The organism is Njordella aestuarii (assembly GCF_056494165.1).
Genome location: NZ_CM151397.1, coordinates 191,804 through 208,422 on the forward strand (window position 1 = coordinate 191,804; position 16,619 = coordinate 208,422).

Below are 16,619 nucleotides of genomic sequence, written 5' to 3' on the forward strand. Positions count from 1 at the left end.
GGCGATGTTGCAACTGCTATCCCTATTTCGGCGAAAACATTCGATCAAGGGATCGTCCTGATATGGGTTCCGCAAATCAATTGTAGCGGTAGGGCGCGAGCGTTCCGGTTTTGTGCCACCGGACGGCTTGCGTCGTTCCGCTTCTAAGTGCTTTGCTAGGTCGCTGCAAACGTTGAGCTCCCTTCGTCAGCGGGCGGACGGTAGGTAAGCTGCCCGCGATGGGCCATTGGAACACCAAGATTGTGATGCGGCTGTGAATTGACGCAAACGCATCTTGGATCTAGAGTGCTGCGGCGAGTCGACGGGAAGCTGAACGCCCATTTTGTGCGATTTCCAATCCGTCGGCCGAATCGATTGACCCAAAGATTGGTGCAGAACACCGTAGCATATGCAGAACAGAACACTTGGAAAAACAGGTTTGAGCGTCTCGGAAATTGGTTTCGGAGCGTGGGCCATTGGCGGCGGCTGGGGCGCCGCGTCCGACGAAGATTCAAAGAAAGCAATCTTGGCTGCCGTGGATGCCGGGATGAATTTTATCGATACTGCGGAAGGTTATGGGAACGGCCGCAGTGAGCAAGTAATTGCAGCAGCGCTGGCAGAAACAAAGCAAGAAGTCGTCGTGGCGACCAAAATTCCTCCAGCGCCTGGTCCTTGGCCGCCTAGCCCCTATTGCTCGCATGTTGAACGCTACGGTCGGCAGTATGTACGCGATAAGGTGGAAGAGCGGCTAAAAGCGTTGAATGTGGAAGTGATCGATATCCTGCAGCTTCATACCTGGACGGCGGCGTGGAACGATGATCCAGAACCGCTGCTGACTTTGCAGAAGCTCCGAGAAGAAGGCAAGTTACGCTTCATCGGAGTCAGTACTCCGGAGCAGGATCAGGGATGTGTCGTTGACCTCATGCGTGACGGCTTGGTCGACACAATCCAAGTGATCTTCAATCTGTTCCATCAAGAGCCAGCGGCGCAAATTCTGCCAGTTGCTAGGCAGACGAACACGGGCGTTATCGTCCGTGTTTCGCTAGATGAGGGCATGCTCACGGGCAAGTTCGCTCCGGCGCACGAATTTCCTGAAGGCGACTTTCGCCGCAATTATTTTGCGGGAGATCGGCTTGATAGGTCGCTTGCTCGGGTCGAAGAAATTCGCAAGGATTTGGTCGAGGCAAAGCTGGAAAATACTTATTCGCTTGCCGATCTGGCGATTCGCTTTGCGTTGGAAGCGACTGCCGTCTCCACAGTGATCACCGGAGTTCGATCCGAAGAGCAAGCTAAACGGAATGCTGCGGTCTCTGCCTTGCCCAAGTTGCCTATAGCGCTGGCAGAAAGGTTGCGACGGCACAACTGGCTGCGAGGTGTCTGGTATTCTGGAAAATAATCTTTGCAGAAGCTGCTGTTGCCATTGACACCACTTCGAACATACGGCTATTCCGTACGTTGCTAGCAACAAATGTAGTTGTACCTGGGCAAATTGTGTTCGCACGTTTGCATTTCGTCGACTGGATTTCGGGTTCCGTTTTGCGGATCGATTTCGGGGAATGAAGGTGGTTACACTGGATCGATGGCGCTACCACGGACGGTGGCGTTAATGGATGTGATGTACTGCAAGTGTTGCAGCTTAGTTTTTCACAAAGACTGATGTAATTTTGACAACGTCCTTTCGGGCGTTGTTTCCACACCAATCGCGAAAAGGAGTGTCGCGTTGAAAGTGAGAAATCCGTTGGGCAGCTTGCGACTCCTGTCGGCAATTGCCGCGGCCGCATCGCCGACCTTTTTTAGCGTTGCAGCGGTGACCCTAGTCGCAACGAACTGCCAAACCGCCTCGGCACAATTACAAGTGCCTCCGACATTGGCGGTGCCGCAAAATCAATCCAATCCTGCTCCGACGTTGGCCGTACCGCCAGCCTCGAACGCAGCGTTGCAGCCGAGTGCTCCAGCTGGGAAACCTGTTGCTGCACCGCAATTAATGCCAGGTTCCACTGCAGACGCTGGGCAACTGTTGCCTCCGAACCCGTTGCGTGACCGCGCTGTTGCGTTGGCTGCAGAAGCCAAGCTCGCAGTTACACGTGGTGAGTTGACAACCGCTCGTAGTTTGATCGATCAAGCAAACTCATTGCGAGTGCCTGAATCGGCTTACGCACCCAATCAGTTGCGGCCTTGGCAAGTCGCCATGGATCTAGCGCGAGCAGAAATGCAGCGAAATCCAAACATGGCCCAAAACGCAGTCCAACCTGCGGGTGGAGTCAACGCGGCTGATGCAAACCTCGTACAGCCTAGTGTATTCCAGCCTAAAACCGATAACTCGCAAGTCCAGCCTGCTGGCGCTTTGCAAGTTGGTCGACCTCCCGTCGATGCTGGTTCGGAAACGGGGCTGACGGGTGAAGAACTGTATCGTCAAGGCGTCGATGCTTTGACTGCTCAGAACAAATCACGTGCCCTTGAGTTGTTTTCAGCTGCCTGGAAAAAAGAAGCTGAAATGGATCCCCTCGTGCGGGGACAGCTGAAGGACAAGCTTACGAACCTGACGCAAGCCAATGCGCTTGAGCCCGTGACACCGAAAGAAATGCCACCAGGCATGCAAGCGGTGTCTCAAGAACAAGCCTTGCTTCGTCAGAAAACGTTCCGCGAAGTCACCACAGAAATCGCAGAATCCGAGCGAATGGTCAACGACCAACCGCTTGCAGCACTCGATCGTCTGCGGCTATTGCGTCAACGGGTTAGCCAGTCGGCTGTCGAAGGCGCTGCTCGCAAAGAATATCTAGCGATGGTCGACCGCGTTATCAATAACGTGGAAGCTTATGTTGAACAAAACAAAGCTGCCATCAATCAACAAGAACGAAACACCGCAGTTGAAGATAAGTTGATTGCGGATGCTGCTCTGCAAGCGAAACTTGGCGCTGACACTCAACGTTTGGTCGACCAGTTCAATGAACTGACCGCAGCACGACGTTTCGAAGAGGCTGAGATTGTTGCTAAGAAGGTCAGCGAACTTAATCCCGACACTGAAATCGGTGTTGTGATGGTGACCAAGGCGAGAATTGCACGTCGCAATTACGAAAACGAAATGCTTCAGGAAATGAAGTCAGATGCACGTTTGGACGCCATGGCAGCGACCGAACGAGCCATGATTATGCAAAACCCTGACGAACCCTACAGCATGCCAGCGAACTGGGACGAGCTTTCGCGTCGACGTTTGCGCGATGAACCGCTTGAGATGACACCTTCGGAGCGGATGATTCGTCAGAAGCTCACCGAAGCAGTTTCGGTTAGCTTTCAAGCACGGCCCTTAGGCTACGCTGTTGATACGATCAGCCAAATGACCGGTATTCCGATCATCATTGATCCACTGGGCATGGCTGCAGAAGGCCTGACTCCGGAACAACCAGTGTCGCTTGAGCTAAACGGGAACTCCGTATCGCTCAAGAGTGCTCTGAACTTGCTTCTCGAGCCACTCGGTTTGACGTATGTTGTCAAGGACGAAGTCTTAAAGATCACTAGCCGCAGCACGATCACTCGTGAGCGACGGGCTGTACCTTATCCGGTAGCCGATTTGGTGATCCCGATCCCTAACTTTGTAAATACAGCCTCTAATGGTTTCGCCGGAGCACTGCAAGCAGCTTATCAAACGCAAGTTGGTGGGTTGATCGCACAGACACCGGGCCAGTTCTCAAGCGTATCGCAATTAGCGAGAAATGCGGGAGCTAGCGCATTGAATCCAAATAGCCCTGCCCTCGGTCAAGCAATGCCGCAAGGATTCGGAGCCAACGGCATGGGCAGCATGGGAAGTCCGCTTCCTGGTTCTCCTGCAGGTGCTTTCGGTAACCCAATGAATACGGGTAACGGCGGTGCTGGTGGTGGAGCTAACGCGGACTTTACGACGCTGATCGATTTGATCCAAACCACGATTCCAGGCGACTGGGATACGGGCGAAGACACAATCACTCAGTTCCCTTCGAACCTTTCGTTGATCATCAACGCACCACTTGAGACGCACGAACAGATCACAGCTTTACTAAAGCAGCTTCGTGCACTTCAAAACTTGCAGGTGACCATCGAGATTCGATTTATCACGCTGAGCGATAACTTCTTCGAGCGAATGGGTGTCGACTTCGACTTCAACATCGATGACAACGCCGGCACTGCTCCAGGACTTCCTCGCGACGACAGCGGACCATCGACGTCGTTTGGTTTGAGTGCCGGCGTTGGGTCTGACGGCATTATTCGTCCAACGACTGACTTGGATGTTCAGTTCCGCCAAGATGGATTTGGATCTGCTGTCCCACCGTTCGGAAACTTTTCCCCAACGGCCGGTGCACAGCTGGGCTTTGCAATCTTGAGCGACCTTGAGCTGTTCTTCTTCTTGAACGCAGCCCAAGGGGATTCGCGAACGAATGTGATGCAAGCTCCAAAGCTGACGATGTTCGATGGTCAGTTTGCTAACATCTTCGATGGTGCTCAAGTACCGTTTGTGGTTGGATTGCAACCGATCGTGGGTGACTTTGCTGTCGCTCAACAACCGATCATCGTGATCTTGAACGATGGCACCCAGCTCGGTGTACAGTCAGTTGTTACGGCTGATAAGCGTTTCGTGCGGATGACTTTGTCGCCATCCTTCACGAACATCACCGACCGTGATCGAACCTTTACGTTTACTGGAGAGAACTCGACCGATAGCGGTGAAGTTGTAACCGGTCCGAACGGCGATCCACTGCCTGATAACAACAACCAGCAACGACGAACCGTCGGTTCGACTGTGCAGTTGCCAACGGTGGGGATCACTTCGATCAATACGACTGTGACTGTGCCAGATGGTGGTACCATTCTCTTAGGTGGTATCAAGCGTCTGTCAGAAGGTCGTACGGAACGCGGTGTGCCGATGCTCAGCAAGATTCCTTATATCAACCGCCTATTCAGCAACCTTGCGATCGGACGTGAAGCCCGAACGCTGATGATGACGGTTACTCCGCGAATTATCATTCCGGAAGAAGAGGAAGAACGCGTGCTAGGCGGAGCGGTGCTCCCGTAACGCAGAGACTTTGGTTTTTGTGAGAACTAAACATGCGCAGGCCCGTAACTGAAAAGTTGCGGGCCTGTTTGCATTTAATCCTTCCGGCGACGACCAGCACTGCTTTCGAAATATCTCGATCGCCGCTGCTGCGTGACAGGATGGTTAGCCTCTTCTTCCGAACGCAAGTCCGCTATCGAGCTTTGACAATACTGGCACTGGATCGTTTCCAAGTGGAACGTGATATAGTCAAACTCTGGCTGATCTAATACGCCGAGCAAATAACTGCCAAGGAGCTCGCGGCTGGGGCAACTGACTCGGCCGCGTCGCCAGATTGCGGACAAAGTGTGGACACCGCGATTCTCGCTGTCCAAGATTAACCGCAAGCGATTTCGCAGCTCATCGTCATCGCGCAGTCGAAGTTCGACTTGTGTAAGCTGGTCGGCTGGTAGGGATTCATCCAAGTAAGCGACCAAGACTGCGTCTGGAATCGGGCTGTTGCTCATTAGCGCAACGCCCCGACAGCTAAGGTTACGTTCTGACCGCCGAATCCAAAGCTGTTGTTCAACGCCGCACTGATCTTGGCTTCACGAGCATGATTGGGGATATAATCCAAATCGCAAGCCGGGTCGGGATTTTCTAGGTTAATGGTCGGAGGCAACACCGAATCACGAATTGCAAGCAGGCACATGATCATTTCTGTCACGCCTGCCGCAGCAATCAGATGCCCCATCATGCTCTTGGTGCTGGATACAGGAATCTTCATCGCGAGATCGCCAAAGACCGATTTGCACGCCATCGTTTCGGTGCGGTCGTTGACAGTGGTGCTAGTCCCATGTGCATTGACGTATCCGATGTCTGCGATGTTCAACTTTGCATCCTCGATCGCTTGACGCATGCAACCGATAGCACCGCGACCTTCGGGATGGATGTCTGTAATGCGATAAGCATCGGCAGTCGAGCCATAACCAAGAACTTCGCCATAAATTGCTGCGCCGCGTTTCTTCGCAGATTCGTACTCTTCTAGAATCACAATGCCAGCGCCTTCGCCCAGCACAAATCCGTCGCGAGCGTAATCGAACGGCCGCGAAGCTTTTGTCGGATCATCGTTGCGAGTCGACAAAGTGGTCAGCAATGAAAACCCTGTCAGCCCAAACGGATGGATCATGCTGTGTGCACCGCCAGCAATCATCACATCAGCGTAATTATTGCGAATAAGTTCGGTCGCTTCACCGACAGCCTGTGAACTCGCCGCACACGCTGTCAAGCAATTCGCATTGGGCCCCTGGGCATCGAAGTAGGCTGCAATGTGCGCCGCAGGCATATTCGGCTCCTGTTCAAGCTCTGCTTCGGCGTCCAAGACTTTAAGGCCACATTTTAAAAACTCTGCGAGCTCAAAAGTCTCTCCGCGCGTGGCTGCGGCCATCATGGTCGTAAAGTTTTGGAAGTCTTGGTTGCCTTCACCAGCTCCCATATAAACGCCGACGCGGCGCGGATCGATCTTGGCATCCTGGATCCCAGACGATTTTACAGCTTGGATGGCTGCTCCTATCGCGAATCGAGTGTGACGGCCACGTCGTTCCCATTCTTTTTCATCCAAGCCATATTTTGCAACCGAATAATCTTTGACTTCCGAAGCAATCGTCGTCGGATAGTTCGCTGCATCAAAAATCGTGATTGGTCCAACGCCACTGCGGCCCTCGATGACGGCCTTCCAAACCGTTTCCGGATCGTGTCCTAACGGGTTAGTCATCCCTAATCCTGTGACGACAACTCGACGAGCCATTGAGCGTTCTCCAAACCTTGCGTCATCAATCGACGCGGAAAAACAATACGAACCAACCTGCAGCTCTGCGCCATGCGCGAACCGATACGAACCGCTCATTTTAGCAGGACGGCAGAATTACAAAAGGAACAAACGGAAAGCAGCAATTTGCGCAAAATCGCAGGAAAACACGAGCTATCTGCTTCCCCCACTAAAGTCGTCCCCGTGTCCAACGCCGCAATAGTACGTTGCTCAAAACTTTAGTCAGTCCAAAAAAGAACAGTCCTAGCACCGTTGTGGCTGCGACGGCCGCTATCAAACCAGCCGTAAATTGCCGCGCCTGCCAATGGGTGATTAAGGTTCCAAGCCCATCGTAATTGCCGCTGTTACCTACAAAGAACTCTCCGACAATCGCTCCGATGACAACCAACCCACTGCTGATACGCAAGCCGAGCGACCAAGCTGGAATCGCAAACGGCAGTCGCAACTTGCAAAGCACTTGCCACACGGAAGCGTTATTGACGCGAAACATCTCCAGAATCGGCTTCGGGACCACCAGCAGCGCGTTGGTAGTGTTTGACACGACGGGAAACAATCCGATGATCATCGCGACTAACACTATCGTCCGAAAATTGCTTCCTGACCAAATGATCAACAAAGGTGCGATGGCCACGATCGGTACCGTCTGAAGAAACACCACGTAAGGAAAAAACGCTCGTCGAATCCAAGCCGATTGGCTAAATGCGACCGCCACGAGCAACCCAACTAGTCCACAACAAACCAATGCGACCAGAGCGGCCGAACCCGTTACAAACATGCCTCGCCCTAACGCCAGACGTTGCTCCCAAGCCGCGTTCATGACCACCGTGGGGGTGGGCAATAGAATCTTAGGCAAGCTGAAAGCATACACGGCAAGCTCCCAGAGTAAGATGATTGCAGCGAACACCAGTGCTGGTGCAAGCGATTGTTTCGCTATCGATACTAACTTTTTCATAAGGTTCTCGAAAGCCGCTCTAAAGCTTGACTGACTTGACCATACAACTGCGCAAATTCAGGCGACGACCGAAAGCTGCCGTCTCGAGGGAGTGGCCCTGGTATGTCGATCATGTCGCAGATCTTTCCGCCATGCATAATGGCAATCTGATGCGAAATGAAGATCGCTTCCGATATATTGTGCGTTACAAATACAACAGTCGGTTGGCGCTCCTCCCACAAATTGACTAACAACAGGTTTAGCTGATTTCGGAGAATGTCATCGAGCGCGGCAAACGGTTCGTCCAACAGCAAATATTTCGGATTGCGAACAAGCGAACGCGCAATAGCGACACGCATCTTCATACCGCCGGAAAGCTGGTCCGGAAATTTCGTGAAGCTATCTTCAGGAAGCGAAACGGCTTTCAACAAACCGAGGACGATTTCATTACTAGCCTGCGTGTCTGACAGGGCATCTCGGTGAAACTCGAGCGGCAGCCGAACGTTGTCCCAGACCGTTCGCCAGTCAAGCAAGGCTGCCTCTTGAAATACGAATCCGATCGCTTCACGCGATTGCGTCGCCGGATCGCCGTTCAGCAAAACGGATCCGTGCGACAGTTCTTGAAGCCCGGCGATAGCTCGCAGGAGCGTACTCTTTCCACAACCGCTTTGACCAAGCAACGTGATGATCTGGCTGCCCACAATCTCTAAGTTCAGCCCGTCCAGAACACGAAGCAATTGACCGCCTGCTCCTGGAAACGCTACGGTGACATCTTTGCAGTCGATTCCCAGCGCAGGATTGGTTTCAACGAATGAAGCTTTTGCCCCGATGGCAGTGTTCCTTGATGCAAGCGGTTTTTATGACGGAACGTAGCGTGTGATAATTATTTCTCGCCTTTCGGCTTTCGTAAAATCACAGGATTTTTGCGGCTGATCGATGTTCAAGGCAACTTCGAATGCGTTTTATCGATAAATCCAGCATCTTCGAAGTGACCGTCTCTTTGAGCGAATTGATATAGCATTCGGGCTACAAGCGTCGAATTCTACGACAAGCCCACGCCTCGTCGATGATAATTCCTTCGTCAAAATCGTACTAATGAGTCAAGATAAACAGCCACTGCTTACCTCCCAACAGCCGGTGATAAGCGAACATCAAGACTTGCGACTACCTGTTTCTAACGTTCTAGCCGCCAATGTTGAAGAGCGTTTTCAAGCCGTCGAGCGTTTGCTGGGAGACTGTGGGCAATTGTCCGAGCAATCGTCACTGACCTTCCCGGAACTATCGATTGTCATTCCAGTTTACAACGAGCTTCGCACCATCGCTCTAGTGATCGATGCTGTTGGAGCATTGGATATCGACAAAGAAATAATCGTCGTCGACGACGGCAGTTCCGACGGTACTCGCGATCTGCTCTTGGAACTTGCACGCCGACGAAGCGAGCTGACCGTCGTCCTGCACGAAAAAAATTCGGGCAAAGGTGCCGCTCTACAAACCGGTTTCATGCGATGTCGCGGCGCGATCGTAATAGTTCAAGATGCCGACTTAGAATACAACCCAACAGACATTCCTGCAGTCATTGCTCCAATTCAAGCAGGACTGCACGATGTTGTTTATGGCTCGCGGTATCTAGACAATTCCAAGCATACAGATTCGAGCTGGATTCATAAAATCGGTAATGCCGCGCTGACTGGCTTTAGCAATTTATGCACCGGCCAGCGACTGACGGACATGGAAACATGCTACAAAGCATTCCGCCGCGAACTCCTGCAGTCGATGAAAATCGAACAACGCAGGTTTGGGTTCGAGCCAGAAATCACAGCGAAACTGTCTGCGAGAAAGGTTGACATCGCCGAAGTTCCCATTTCGTATCGTCCGCGATCTTGGAGCGAAGGTAAGAAAATTGGCTGGCGCGATTTGCTCAGCACCTTGTTCTGTATCTTCCGCTATCGATTCTCTAGCAAGTCGTAACCTTCCCTGCTCTCAATTGCTGTTCAGTGGGAATCGTCAAGCCCGCCGCACTCGTGAAAGAGCTTTAACGCTTGTCGCGTTAGGGCAATATTGTGGACTCGTAGAATCTGGACCTTTGAGCGGGCGAGCGCCAGCGAAACTCCCAGCGTTCCTGGATCACGGTCCGCGCTTCGATCATCTAAAATTTTCGCAATGAAGCCTTTGCGGGAGTGCCCAACCAATATCGGTCGGCCTATGCTATGGAAACAGGCGACTCGCTTGACCAATTCGATGTTATGTTCATGGGTCTTGCCGAATCCAATGCCCGGGTCGAGGCAAATACGAGCCGCTTCAATACCAGAATCTACTAGGAATCTATCTCTGGCGGCCAGATACTCGTGAATTTCTTCAACCACGTTGTCATAGTGGGGGGAATCTTGCATCGTCTGAGGCGTGCCTTGCATATGCATCGCGCAAATACCAGCTTGGCTAGCCTTGGCAACATCGATCATCTCAGGATCTGCTTCCAGGCCTGAAACATCGTTGATGATTGCTGCACCCAGTTGAATCGCGGAGCTTGCAACCCTAGCCTTCATCGTATCGATCGAGATCGGAATGGTTAACCGCCCAACCAGTTTTTCAAGCACTGGTGCAATGCGTTGAAGTTCTTCGTCTGAGTTTACTGCTGTAGCGTAGGGACGAGTGCTTTCGCCTCCGATGTCTAAAATGTCAGCACCCGCATCTTCAAGCCGCAGAGCCTGATCTACCGCCAGTTGATTCGAAAAATAGATTCCGCCATCAGAAAAGCTATCGGGTGTAACATTTAGTATCCCCATTAACAGCGGAGTCGGTCCGAACGTGAGCGTACGGTTCCGAATCTGCCAAACGCTGGAAGTTTCCGGAATTCCGTTTGTCATAGGATCCCCGTCTCTTTAAAGGTGCGGAGCATGAAGTATACGGAGAACGCAGCAATTCCAATGAGAATCAAAGTGTAGACCGTCACGATGATTGACCATGTCCATTTTTCAGATCGAGTAAAACTAGAACTAAACCAAATCAATGGCAGTCCCAAAAATCCAGTGACCAGGAATTGGATTGCCAGGATCAAAGCTTTCGATCGTACAAAGCGATCAAAGGCGTCTTCTTGTTTAGGGCGATGTGGCAACGGGCTATTTGTTCTTGAGCCCTGGCTCGGTATTGGATCGCTCATAATTTGGTCGTCCTTGGTCGCGTATTTGACGCTATAAATTGTTCAATCTCATCCAAGCCCTGAATTGGCCGTTGGCAGGTAAAGCCTTCGCAAACATAGAGAACACACTCGTCGTCGCTTGACGATCCCTCGTGTTCAAAGACCGGATGAAGTTCGGCCCGGCGTTCGCTTGGTTGTGGTTCGATGGCTGCCAGTATCATGTTGGAACGGTATTCGTCAAAGAAACGGCGCCGCAACAGATCAAGTTGTTCGCTTGAATTCGAATTTACCGTCCACTGCGAGACGGGACCTAGCCAGTGGTCCATGGCGATTGCAGTTTGGTTTCCAGCGCCCGGATTTTCTTGCAAACGTTTAGCGAGTGCACCGAAAACGCCTTCTGCCGATCTTCGGAAATCTTCGTTCCCGGTCCACCACCATAGCCGAGTCAGTGCGGTTGCTGCCAGTGCATTTCCGCTGGGCGTGCTGCCGTCGAAATGGTCTAACGTGCGCGCGATAAGCTTCTCTGCGTCGATTGACGTAAAGTAAAAACCGCCCGCTTCAGCCGCGAATTTTTCACAGAGCTTCCGTGCAAAATCCACAGCCCGTTGTAGGTATCCGTAGTCACCAGAGCATTCCCAAAGCGAGATTAAGCCATTGCAAAGAGCTGCATAGTCGTCCAAAAACGCGCCGATTTCAGCTTTGCCCTGCCTCCACACGTGAAGCAAATCGCCGTTCGAGTCAAGCATTTCAGACTCAATAAAATCGGCGCACTGTCGAGCTGCCTGCAAGTACTCAGGCGTGTCAAATGCAACGCTTGCCCGGCAAAGTGCTTCGATCACTAATGCGTTCCAAGCGACAAGAATTTTATCATCTTTTCCCGGAGCCACTCGTTTGTATCTGTGCGCAAGGAGTGTTTTCTTACTTCGGTCGAGTATCTCGCGCAACGATTTTAGCTCGAGACCTAGCTCTTGCGTAAGTGTTTGGAATGGTTTGGCAAGGTGTAGAATGTTTTTGCCTTCGAAATTACCATCTGCCGATACGTCAAAACAAAGCGCAAATACCTTCGCGTCTTCGGGTGACAGAAGTTGATCGATTTCATTTCGCGACCAAACGTAATACTTGCCTTCAACTCCTTCACTGTCTGCGTCTTGTGCGCTATAAAATCCACCCGACGAATCGGTCATGTCGCGCAGAATATAGTCCAGCGTTTCTAAGGCAACTTCTTTATAGCGTTCGCTCTTGCTCCAACGGAATGCGTCGACATAAAGACCGGCAAGCAGAGCATTATCGTACAGCATCTTTTCAAAATGAGGCACAAGCCAATGTCTATCGACGCTATAACGAGCAAAGCCACCTCCCAAGTGATCGAAAATCCCTCCGTCAGCCATTCTGTCAAGCGAGTTCTTGATGATCTGCTCACGTGCACTCGAGGGCATCCGCTGTTCAAATCGCAGCAGTAGTGCAAGATCGGTCGCGTGCGGGAACTTGGGCGCGTTTCCAAAGCCACCGAATTCTGCATCGTAGACTTCGTTAAGCATCTGGTCGGCGGCAGCTAAAATTTCTCGCGCAGTATCGGCATCGAATGCACGATCTGCACTCACCTTTCCAGCGGCGTTTTCTACGACCGACAAATTAAGCTGCTTAACGATTTGATCAGCTTGATTAGTCAAGTCGACTCGTTTGTTCTTCCACGCATCAAGAACCGCTTTGAGCACGGAATCGAAGCCAGGCCGCCCCATGCTGTCGGTCGGCGGCCAATACGTCCCAGCGTAGAACGGCTCGGTTTGGGGCGTCAAGAAAACACTCATCGGCCATCCCCCCGAGCCCGTCATCCACTGTAGAACCTGCATGTAGATCTGATCGAGATCGGGACGTTGTTCGCGGTCCACCTTGATGGAAACGAAATGTTCGTTCAAGATGTCCGCAATCTGCGGATTCTCGAACGATTCATGTTCCATAACATGGCACCAATGGCAAGCCGAATAGCCGACCGACAAAAAAATTGGCTTATCTTCGGCAATCGCCTTGGTTAGAGCTTCTTTGCCCCATGGATACCAATCTACCGGGTTATTTTGATGTTGCAGCAAGTAAGGGCTGGTGGACGAGGCGAGGCGATTGGGCATGGGATCGGCTAGTGCAGAATCTGGCTCTGTCAAAATATGTGAATCAAAATCGTTCCATGCAATTTAACAGGTCTGACCAATTTCGTCTAAGCGGCAAACGTTTCGTCCTTCAGTCAAGCGAATTATACAACGATGAACAACCATAAAAGCGACTTTGACTGTGTGATTGTGGGCGGTGGCGCGGCTGGCCTGTGGGCAGCGGGAACTTGTGCTCGGCGCGGACGATCCGTAGTCGTCCTCGAAAAGAATAACAAACCTGGAATCAAAATTTTGATGTCAGGCGGCACTCGGTGCAACATAACGCACGATTGTAGTAGTGCAGAAATTGCTCAGGCTTTCGGGCACGAAGGCCGCGCCCTACTCTCGCCGCTCAGTCGACTATCGCCGCAGCAAGTCATCGAGGAGTTTCGCAGTTTGGGGGTCGAAACGAAAAGCGAACCAGGCGGGAAAATCTTTCCCGTAAGCGATTCCGCAGTCGACGTTCGCGATGCCGTCCTAGCTCGCGCAACGAATGCAGGCGCTACCATCAAGGCTGGCGTTTCCGTGCAAAACGTCGTACAAAGCGAAAACGGCGGCTTTGAAGTGTTCACTGAAAACGGAGTATATCGATCGCAAAGCGTACTGATCTGCACCGGAGGATTAAGCTACCGTGAATGTGGAACGACCGGCGACGGCTATGCATGGCTTGAGAAGATGGGCCATGCGATTTCTGCGCGACGCCCTGCCCTGGCGCCTATCACCAGTTCTTCTCAGACCTTTCGAGAATTGCAAGGGATTACGCACGAGGATGTTTCGGTGCGAATTGCACCGTACAACGATTATCCCAAGAAGCTTGCGCGGCATCGTCATGATTATCGCGGCGGCTTCTTATGGACTCACTTCGGCTGTAGTGGTCCAACTGCTATGAATGTCTCGCGGTGGGTTTCCGATCTCCAGGACTACAAAACGGCTTTCCTGTACGTTGATCTGCTGCCCGACGAATCGATCGAAAGTTTGAATCAATGGCTAACCTCCGGCAAGCAGGAAGCGAGAACACGTCATCTAAAAAACTATCTGGGTGCGAAGTTTCCGGCACGCATCGTTGATACGCTGTTGGCAGTTTGCAAATTAAATGAGTCTATTCCTATGGCTGAAATTTCGAACAAGGCAATCGTGGCTTTAGTCAGTGCAATCAAGCAACTGCAGGTCCCAGTCGAAGGAACGAGAGGCTATCCCAAAGCGGAAGTGACCGCTGGTGGTGTTGATCTAAGGGAAGTTGATTTTCAGACGATGCAAAGCAAACTGGTATCGGGGCTTTACTTGGCTGGCGAGATACTTGATTTGGATGGACCGATCGGCGGATACAATTTTCAAGCTGCCTGGAGCACTGGCCATACCGCCGGCCTTCATATGTGAAAGCAAACCGGTCGCAACGATCATTCGCCCGATCGGTTAAGCGGAGCAGTGAAACAGCGGTAAGATCCTAAATTGCCTTGTTTTGCCTTCGGTCTATAATGCGACGACATAGTATTTCTTCGCGACCGTTCGTTTACCATGACTTCCAACTACAAACTTGCTGATTTTACGCAATGGTGCGTCCCGCCAGTCGAAGACGCCTGGTTCTTGACTGGTCCCACGGCATCGGGCAAGACGGCCGTCTCGCTGGATCTTGCCCGCGAAATCAACGCGGAAATTATTTCGATGGATTCGATGGCGATTTATCGCGACATGGACATCGGAACAGCTAAGCCGTCATCGGAGGAGCGAAACGTTGTCGAGCATCATATGATTGATGTCGTTGCGCCAACCGACGACTACAGCCTTTCGCAGTACGTGATGGCGGCACATCGCAAGGTCGCCGAGATCAGGTCACGTGGTCGACAAGTCCTGTTCGTTGGCGGAACGCCGCTCTATTTGAAAAGCCTCTTGCGAGGAATGTTTCTCGGTCCCGAACCTGACCAAGAGTTTCGCGATGCGATCGAAGGCGATGTGGAAGCGTTCGGCATCGAAGTCTTACGCAATCGCCTGCGATCTGTCGATCCGCTTTCGGCGCACAAGATTCTGCCGAATGACAAACGGAGGATGATCCGAGCTTTGGAAGTCGCGCGTGCCACCGGCATCCCAATGAGCCACTGGCAGACGCAGTTTGAACGCGTTGCACAAGGCCGCGAACAACGTGTGTTTGCGATGAGCTGGCTACGTGGTGATTTGCACAAACGTGTCGAACAGCGTGTGAGCGGGATGCTCGAGCGTGGTTTGTTGGGTGAGGTTGAATTCTTGTTAGAGAAGTACAACCAGTTGAGCAAGACTGCTTCTCAGGCGGTTGGCTACAAAGAACCAATCGCATATCTCAAAGGCGAAATCAGCAAGGCTCAGATGAACGAACAGGTCGTCTTTCATACTCGGCAATTTGTTCGCCGACAAGAAATGTGGCTACGGTCCTTGCAAGAAGTTCAAAGTATTAAGATCGACTGTGAGGCGCCGCTTGCAACAGCGGCGCTTCGTATACTAAGTCTGCAAGAATAGCGGTCAGGCGTTACTGACGTAGCTTTACCGCCTCTTCCGATCAAGGTTTGCGTCTAGCTGTTCTTTGGTGATCGTCGACTCGACTCCGTTTTCTGGCACGTCGACTTTAGCGATCCATAGCAAAGAGTTGAGCACGATTTTTCGGAAGTCGTCATTACCCCAGTTGTCATGGTAGTGGCCGCCGGTAAACCCGAATCCACGTCCGCCGTCGGGTCGCTCAACCGCCCACATCATCGCTTCGGCTCGCCCCGAGTTTGCAACGATGTGGTCGTAGGGACCGGGAGGGTAAACGTAGGGACCATCGCGCACGTCGTCCGATGGAGATGCGACCAGAATCGGAGTGAACTTCAAATCGCCCAATTGCGAAGCTTCGTTGCCTGCGACGTCATTGACGAACCGCATGTTCATGTACCATTCGTCGCTGATTGAAAACGGTTTGACGCCTTTCGTAATCGGATGCTCGGGGAATTGACTGAACGTTGGTTCCCAGATTGGATTGCAAGAAAACATGTGTTCGTAGTGCCCGCCGATCCAGCTTTTGAATTCTTTACCAGCTTGATCGGGCAGGACTTCAACGCCATAGTGCATGAACCCAAGTCCAACTCCTTGTTTGGCAAGTTTGTCGATCATTTCCAAGCGTCGACCTTTTTCCTGAACGACTTCGTGACCGCCACCGCCGTCCATGTAGAAAACGATCGCATCGGCATCGTTGAGGACGGATTCGTCTTTCGGCCAACCGTTCAGTGATATCTGCACATCGAGCCCCTCAACCTTCGAAAGGCAGTCACGCAGCAGTTGAACGCCCGCGTTAAATTCATGCATCCGCGGAGGATGGGACGGCTTTCCAGCGATAATGACCAGTTTGGAAGAGTCCGTTGAGTCATCTTGAGCGAAAGCGATACAAGACGACGCGACAAGAGCAACGAAAGTCAGAACAAATCGTGCATACATAGGTGGGCATTCCGAGTAGGGAAAGTGACTAGCAAGCCAGCATTATATCCAAACTGCCTTACAGTGCGAAACCGATGTACGAATCTTGTATCGTTCTTGGTTCCGCTTCGCTGGGGCTCTTAGTTCTTGCAGAAGCATTCAGTTAAATGTTGCGATCTACGAGT

Annotated in this window: 13 protein-coding genes; 5 read left to right on the top strand and 8 right to left on the bottom strand. The window is 51.9% G+C overall.

Annotation, left to right across the window (positions count from 1 at the left end; all coding sequences use genetic code 11):
• Positions 1–388: 388 nt before the first annotated feature.
• Both SH451x_RS00675 and SH451x_RS00680 read left to right on the top strand, forming a co-directional pair.
• Entirely contained in the window at positions 389–1,375 is a 987-nt protein-coding gene (locus SH451x_RS00675; RefSeq protein WP_479360333.1) for an aldo/keto reductase, read from the top strand.
• A 330-nt stretch (positions 1,376–1,705) separates the two neighbouring features.
• Positions 1,706–5,023 (top strand): type II secretion system protein GspD, encoded by a 3,318-nt coding sequence (locus SH451x_RS00680; protein ID WP_479362936.1) that lies wholly within the window; start codon positions 1,706–1,708, stop codon positions 5,021–5,023.
• Positions 5,024–5,097: 74 nt separating this feature from the next.
• On the opposite strand, the gene SH451x_RS00685 is transcribed toward SH451x_RS00680, so the two are convergent.
• The 4 genes from SH451x_RS00685 to SH451x_RS00700 all read right to left on the bottom strand — a co-directional run bounded on the left by SH451x_RS00685 (position 5,098) and on the right by SH451x_RS00700 (position 8,477).
• Positions 5,098–5,508 carry a hypothetical protein gene (locus tag SH451x_RS00685; protein ID WP_479360334.1) on the bottom strand — a complete coding sequence of 137 codons (411 nt, stop codon included), beginning with the start codon at positions 5,506–5,508 and terminating at the stop codon, positions 5,098–5,100.
• Complete coding sequence (locus SH451x_RS00690) at positions 5,508–6,788, bottom strand: beta-ketoacyl-[acyl-carrier-protein] synthase family protein (protein ID WP_479360335.1); 1,281 nt, start codon at positions 6,786–6,788, stop codon at positions 5,508–5,510. Before SH451x_RS00690 ends, SH451x_RS00685 begins: the two co-directional genes overlap by 1 nt.
• 190 nt (positions 6,789–6,978) lie before the next feature.
• Positions 6,979–7,761 (bottom strand): ABC transporter permease, encoded by a 783-nt coding sequence (locus SH451x_RS00695; RefSeq protein ID WP_479360337.1) that lies wholly within the window; start codon positions 7,759–7,761, stop codon positions 6,979–6,981.
• The gene (locus SH451x_RS00700; RefSeq protein ID WP_479360338.1) at positions 7,758–8,477 is read right to left on the bottom strand and encodes an ABC transporter ATP-binding protein; all 720 of its coding nucleotides are present in this window, start codon (positions 8,475–8,477) and stop codon (positions 7,758–7,760) included. Before SH451x_RS00700 ends, SH451x_RS00695 begins: the two co-directional genes overlap by 4 nt.
• Positions 8,478–8,835: 358 nt before the next feature.
• Here SH451x_RS00700 and SH451x_RS00705 point away from each other — a divergent pair, with 358 nt between their 5' ends.
• Positions 8,836–9,708 carry a glycosyltransferase family 2 protein gene (locus tag SH451x_RS00705; protein WP_479360339.1) on the top strand — a complete coding sequence of 291 codons (873 nt, stop codon included), beginning with the start codon at positions 8,836–8,838 and terminating at the stop codon, positions 9,706–9,708.
• 23 nt (positions 9,709–9,731) lie between these two features.
• Here the strand turns inward: SH451x_RS00705 and folP are convergent, their stop codons facing one another.
• Genes folP through SH451x_RS00720 form a run of 3 tightly spaced genes read right to left on the bottom strand, consistent with a single transcriptional unit; the run spans position 9,732 to position 12,999 of the window.
• Complete coding sequence (gene folP / locus SH451x_RS00710) at positions 9,732–10,604, bottom strand: dihydropteroate synthase (protein WP_479360340.1); 873 nt, start codon at positions 10,602–10,604, stop codon at positions 9,732–9,734.
• Positions 10,601–10,897: a hypothetical protein gene (locus SH451x_RS00715; protein ID WP_479360342.1), complete on the bottom strand. Its 297-nt coding sequence runs from the start codon at positions 10,895–10,897 to the stop codon at positions 10,601–10,603. The genes folP and SH451x_RS00715 overlap by 4 nt, the downstream gene beginning before the upstream one ends.
• On the bottom strand, positions 10,894–12,999 hold the full coding sequence (locus tag SH451x_RS00720) for a thioredoxin domain-containing protein (RefSeq protein WP_479360344.1): 2,106 nt from the start codon (positions 12,997–12,999) through the stop codon (positions 10,894–10,896). Before SH451x_RS00720 ends, SH451x_RS00715 begins: the two co-directional genes overlap by 4 nt.
• 132 nt (positions 13,000–13,131) lie before the next feature.
• Here SH451x_RS00720 and SH451x_RS00725 point away from each other — a divergent pair, with 132 nt between their 5' ends.
• Together SH451x_RS00725 and miaA are read left to right on the top strand one after the other, a co-directional pair.
• Positions 13,132–14,394, top strand: a complete 1,263-nt coding sequence (locus SH451x_RS00725; RefSeq protein ID WP_479360345.1) for a BaiN/RdsA family NAD(P)/FAD-dependent oxidoreductase — start codon at positions 13,132–13,134, stop codon at positions 14,392–14,394.
• Between the two features lie 138 nt (positions 14,395–14,532).
• Positions 14,533–15,504, top strand: coding sequence for a tRNA (adenosine(37)-N6)-dimethylallyltransferase MiaA (gene miaA / locus SH451x_RS00730; RefSeq protein ID WP_479360346.1), 972 nt, complete (start codon positions 14,533–14,535; stop codon positions 15,502–15,504).
• Positions 15,505–15,528: 24 nt separating this feature from the next.
• On the opposite strand, the gene SH451x_RS00735 is transcribed toward miaA, so the two are convergent.
• Positions 15,529–16,455, bottom strand: a complete 927-nt coding sequence (locus SH451x_RS00735; RefSeq protein WP_479360347.1) for a ThuA domain-containing protein — start codon at positions 16,453–16,455, stop codon at positions 15,529–15,531.
• Positions 16,456–16,619: the final 164 nt, after the last annotated feature.

What these genes read in the sequence shown, in the direction of transcription:
- SH451x_RS00735 (WP_479360347.1), bottom strand. Translation starts at nt 16,455, where the DNA reads ATGTATGCACGATTTGTTCTGACTTTCGTTGCTCTTGTCGCGTCGTCT.
- SH451x_RS00675 (WP_479360333.1), top strand. Translation starts at nt 389, where the DNA reads ATGCAGAACAGAACACTTGGAAAAACAGGTTTGAGCGTCTCGGAAATT.
- SH451x_RS00695 (WP_479360337.1), bottom strand. Translation starts at nt 7,761, where the DNA reads ATGAAAAAGTTAGTATCGATAGCGAAACAATCGCTTGCACCAGCACTG.
- SH451x_RS00685 (WP_479360334.1), bottom strand. Translation starts at nt 5,508, where the DNA reads ATGAGCAACAGCCCGATTCCAGACGCAGTCTTGGTCGCTTACTTGGAT.
- SH451x_RS00725 (WP_479360345.1), top strand. Translation starts at nt 13,132, where the DNA reads ATGAACAACCATAAAAGCGACTTTGACTGTGTGATTGTGGGCGGTGGC.
- SH451x_RS00715 (WP_479360342.1), bottom strand. Translation starts at nt 10,897, where the DNA reads ATGAGCGATCCAATACCGAGCCAGGGCTCAAGAACAAATAGCCCGTTG.
- SH451x_RS00705 (WP_479360339.1), top strand. Translation starts at nt 8,836, where the DNA reads ATGAGTCAAGATAAACAGCCACTGCTTACCTCCCAACAGCCGGTGATA.
- miaA (WP_479360346.1), top strand. Translation starts at nt 14,533, where the DNA reads ATGACTTCCAACTACAAACTTGCTGATTTTACGCAATGGTGCGTCCCG.
- folP (WP_479360340.1), bottom strand. Translation starts at nt 10,604, where the DNA reads ATGACAAACGGAATTCCGGAAACTTCCAGCGTTTGGCAGATTCGGAAC.
- SH451x_RS00690 (WP_479360335.1), bottom strand. Translation starts at nt 6,788, where the DNA reads ATGGCTCGTCGAGTTGTCGTCACAGGATTAGGGATGACTAACCCGTTA.
- SH451x_RS00720 (WP_479360344.1), bottom strand. Translation starts at nt 12,999, where the DNA reads ATGCCCAATCGCCTCGCCTCGTCCACCAGCCCTTACTTGCTGCAACAT.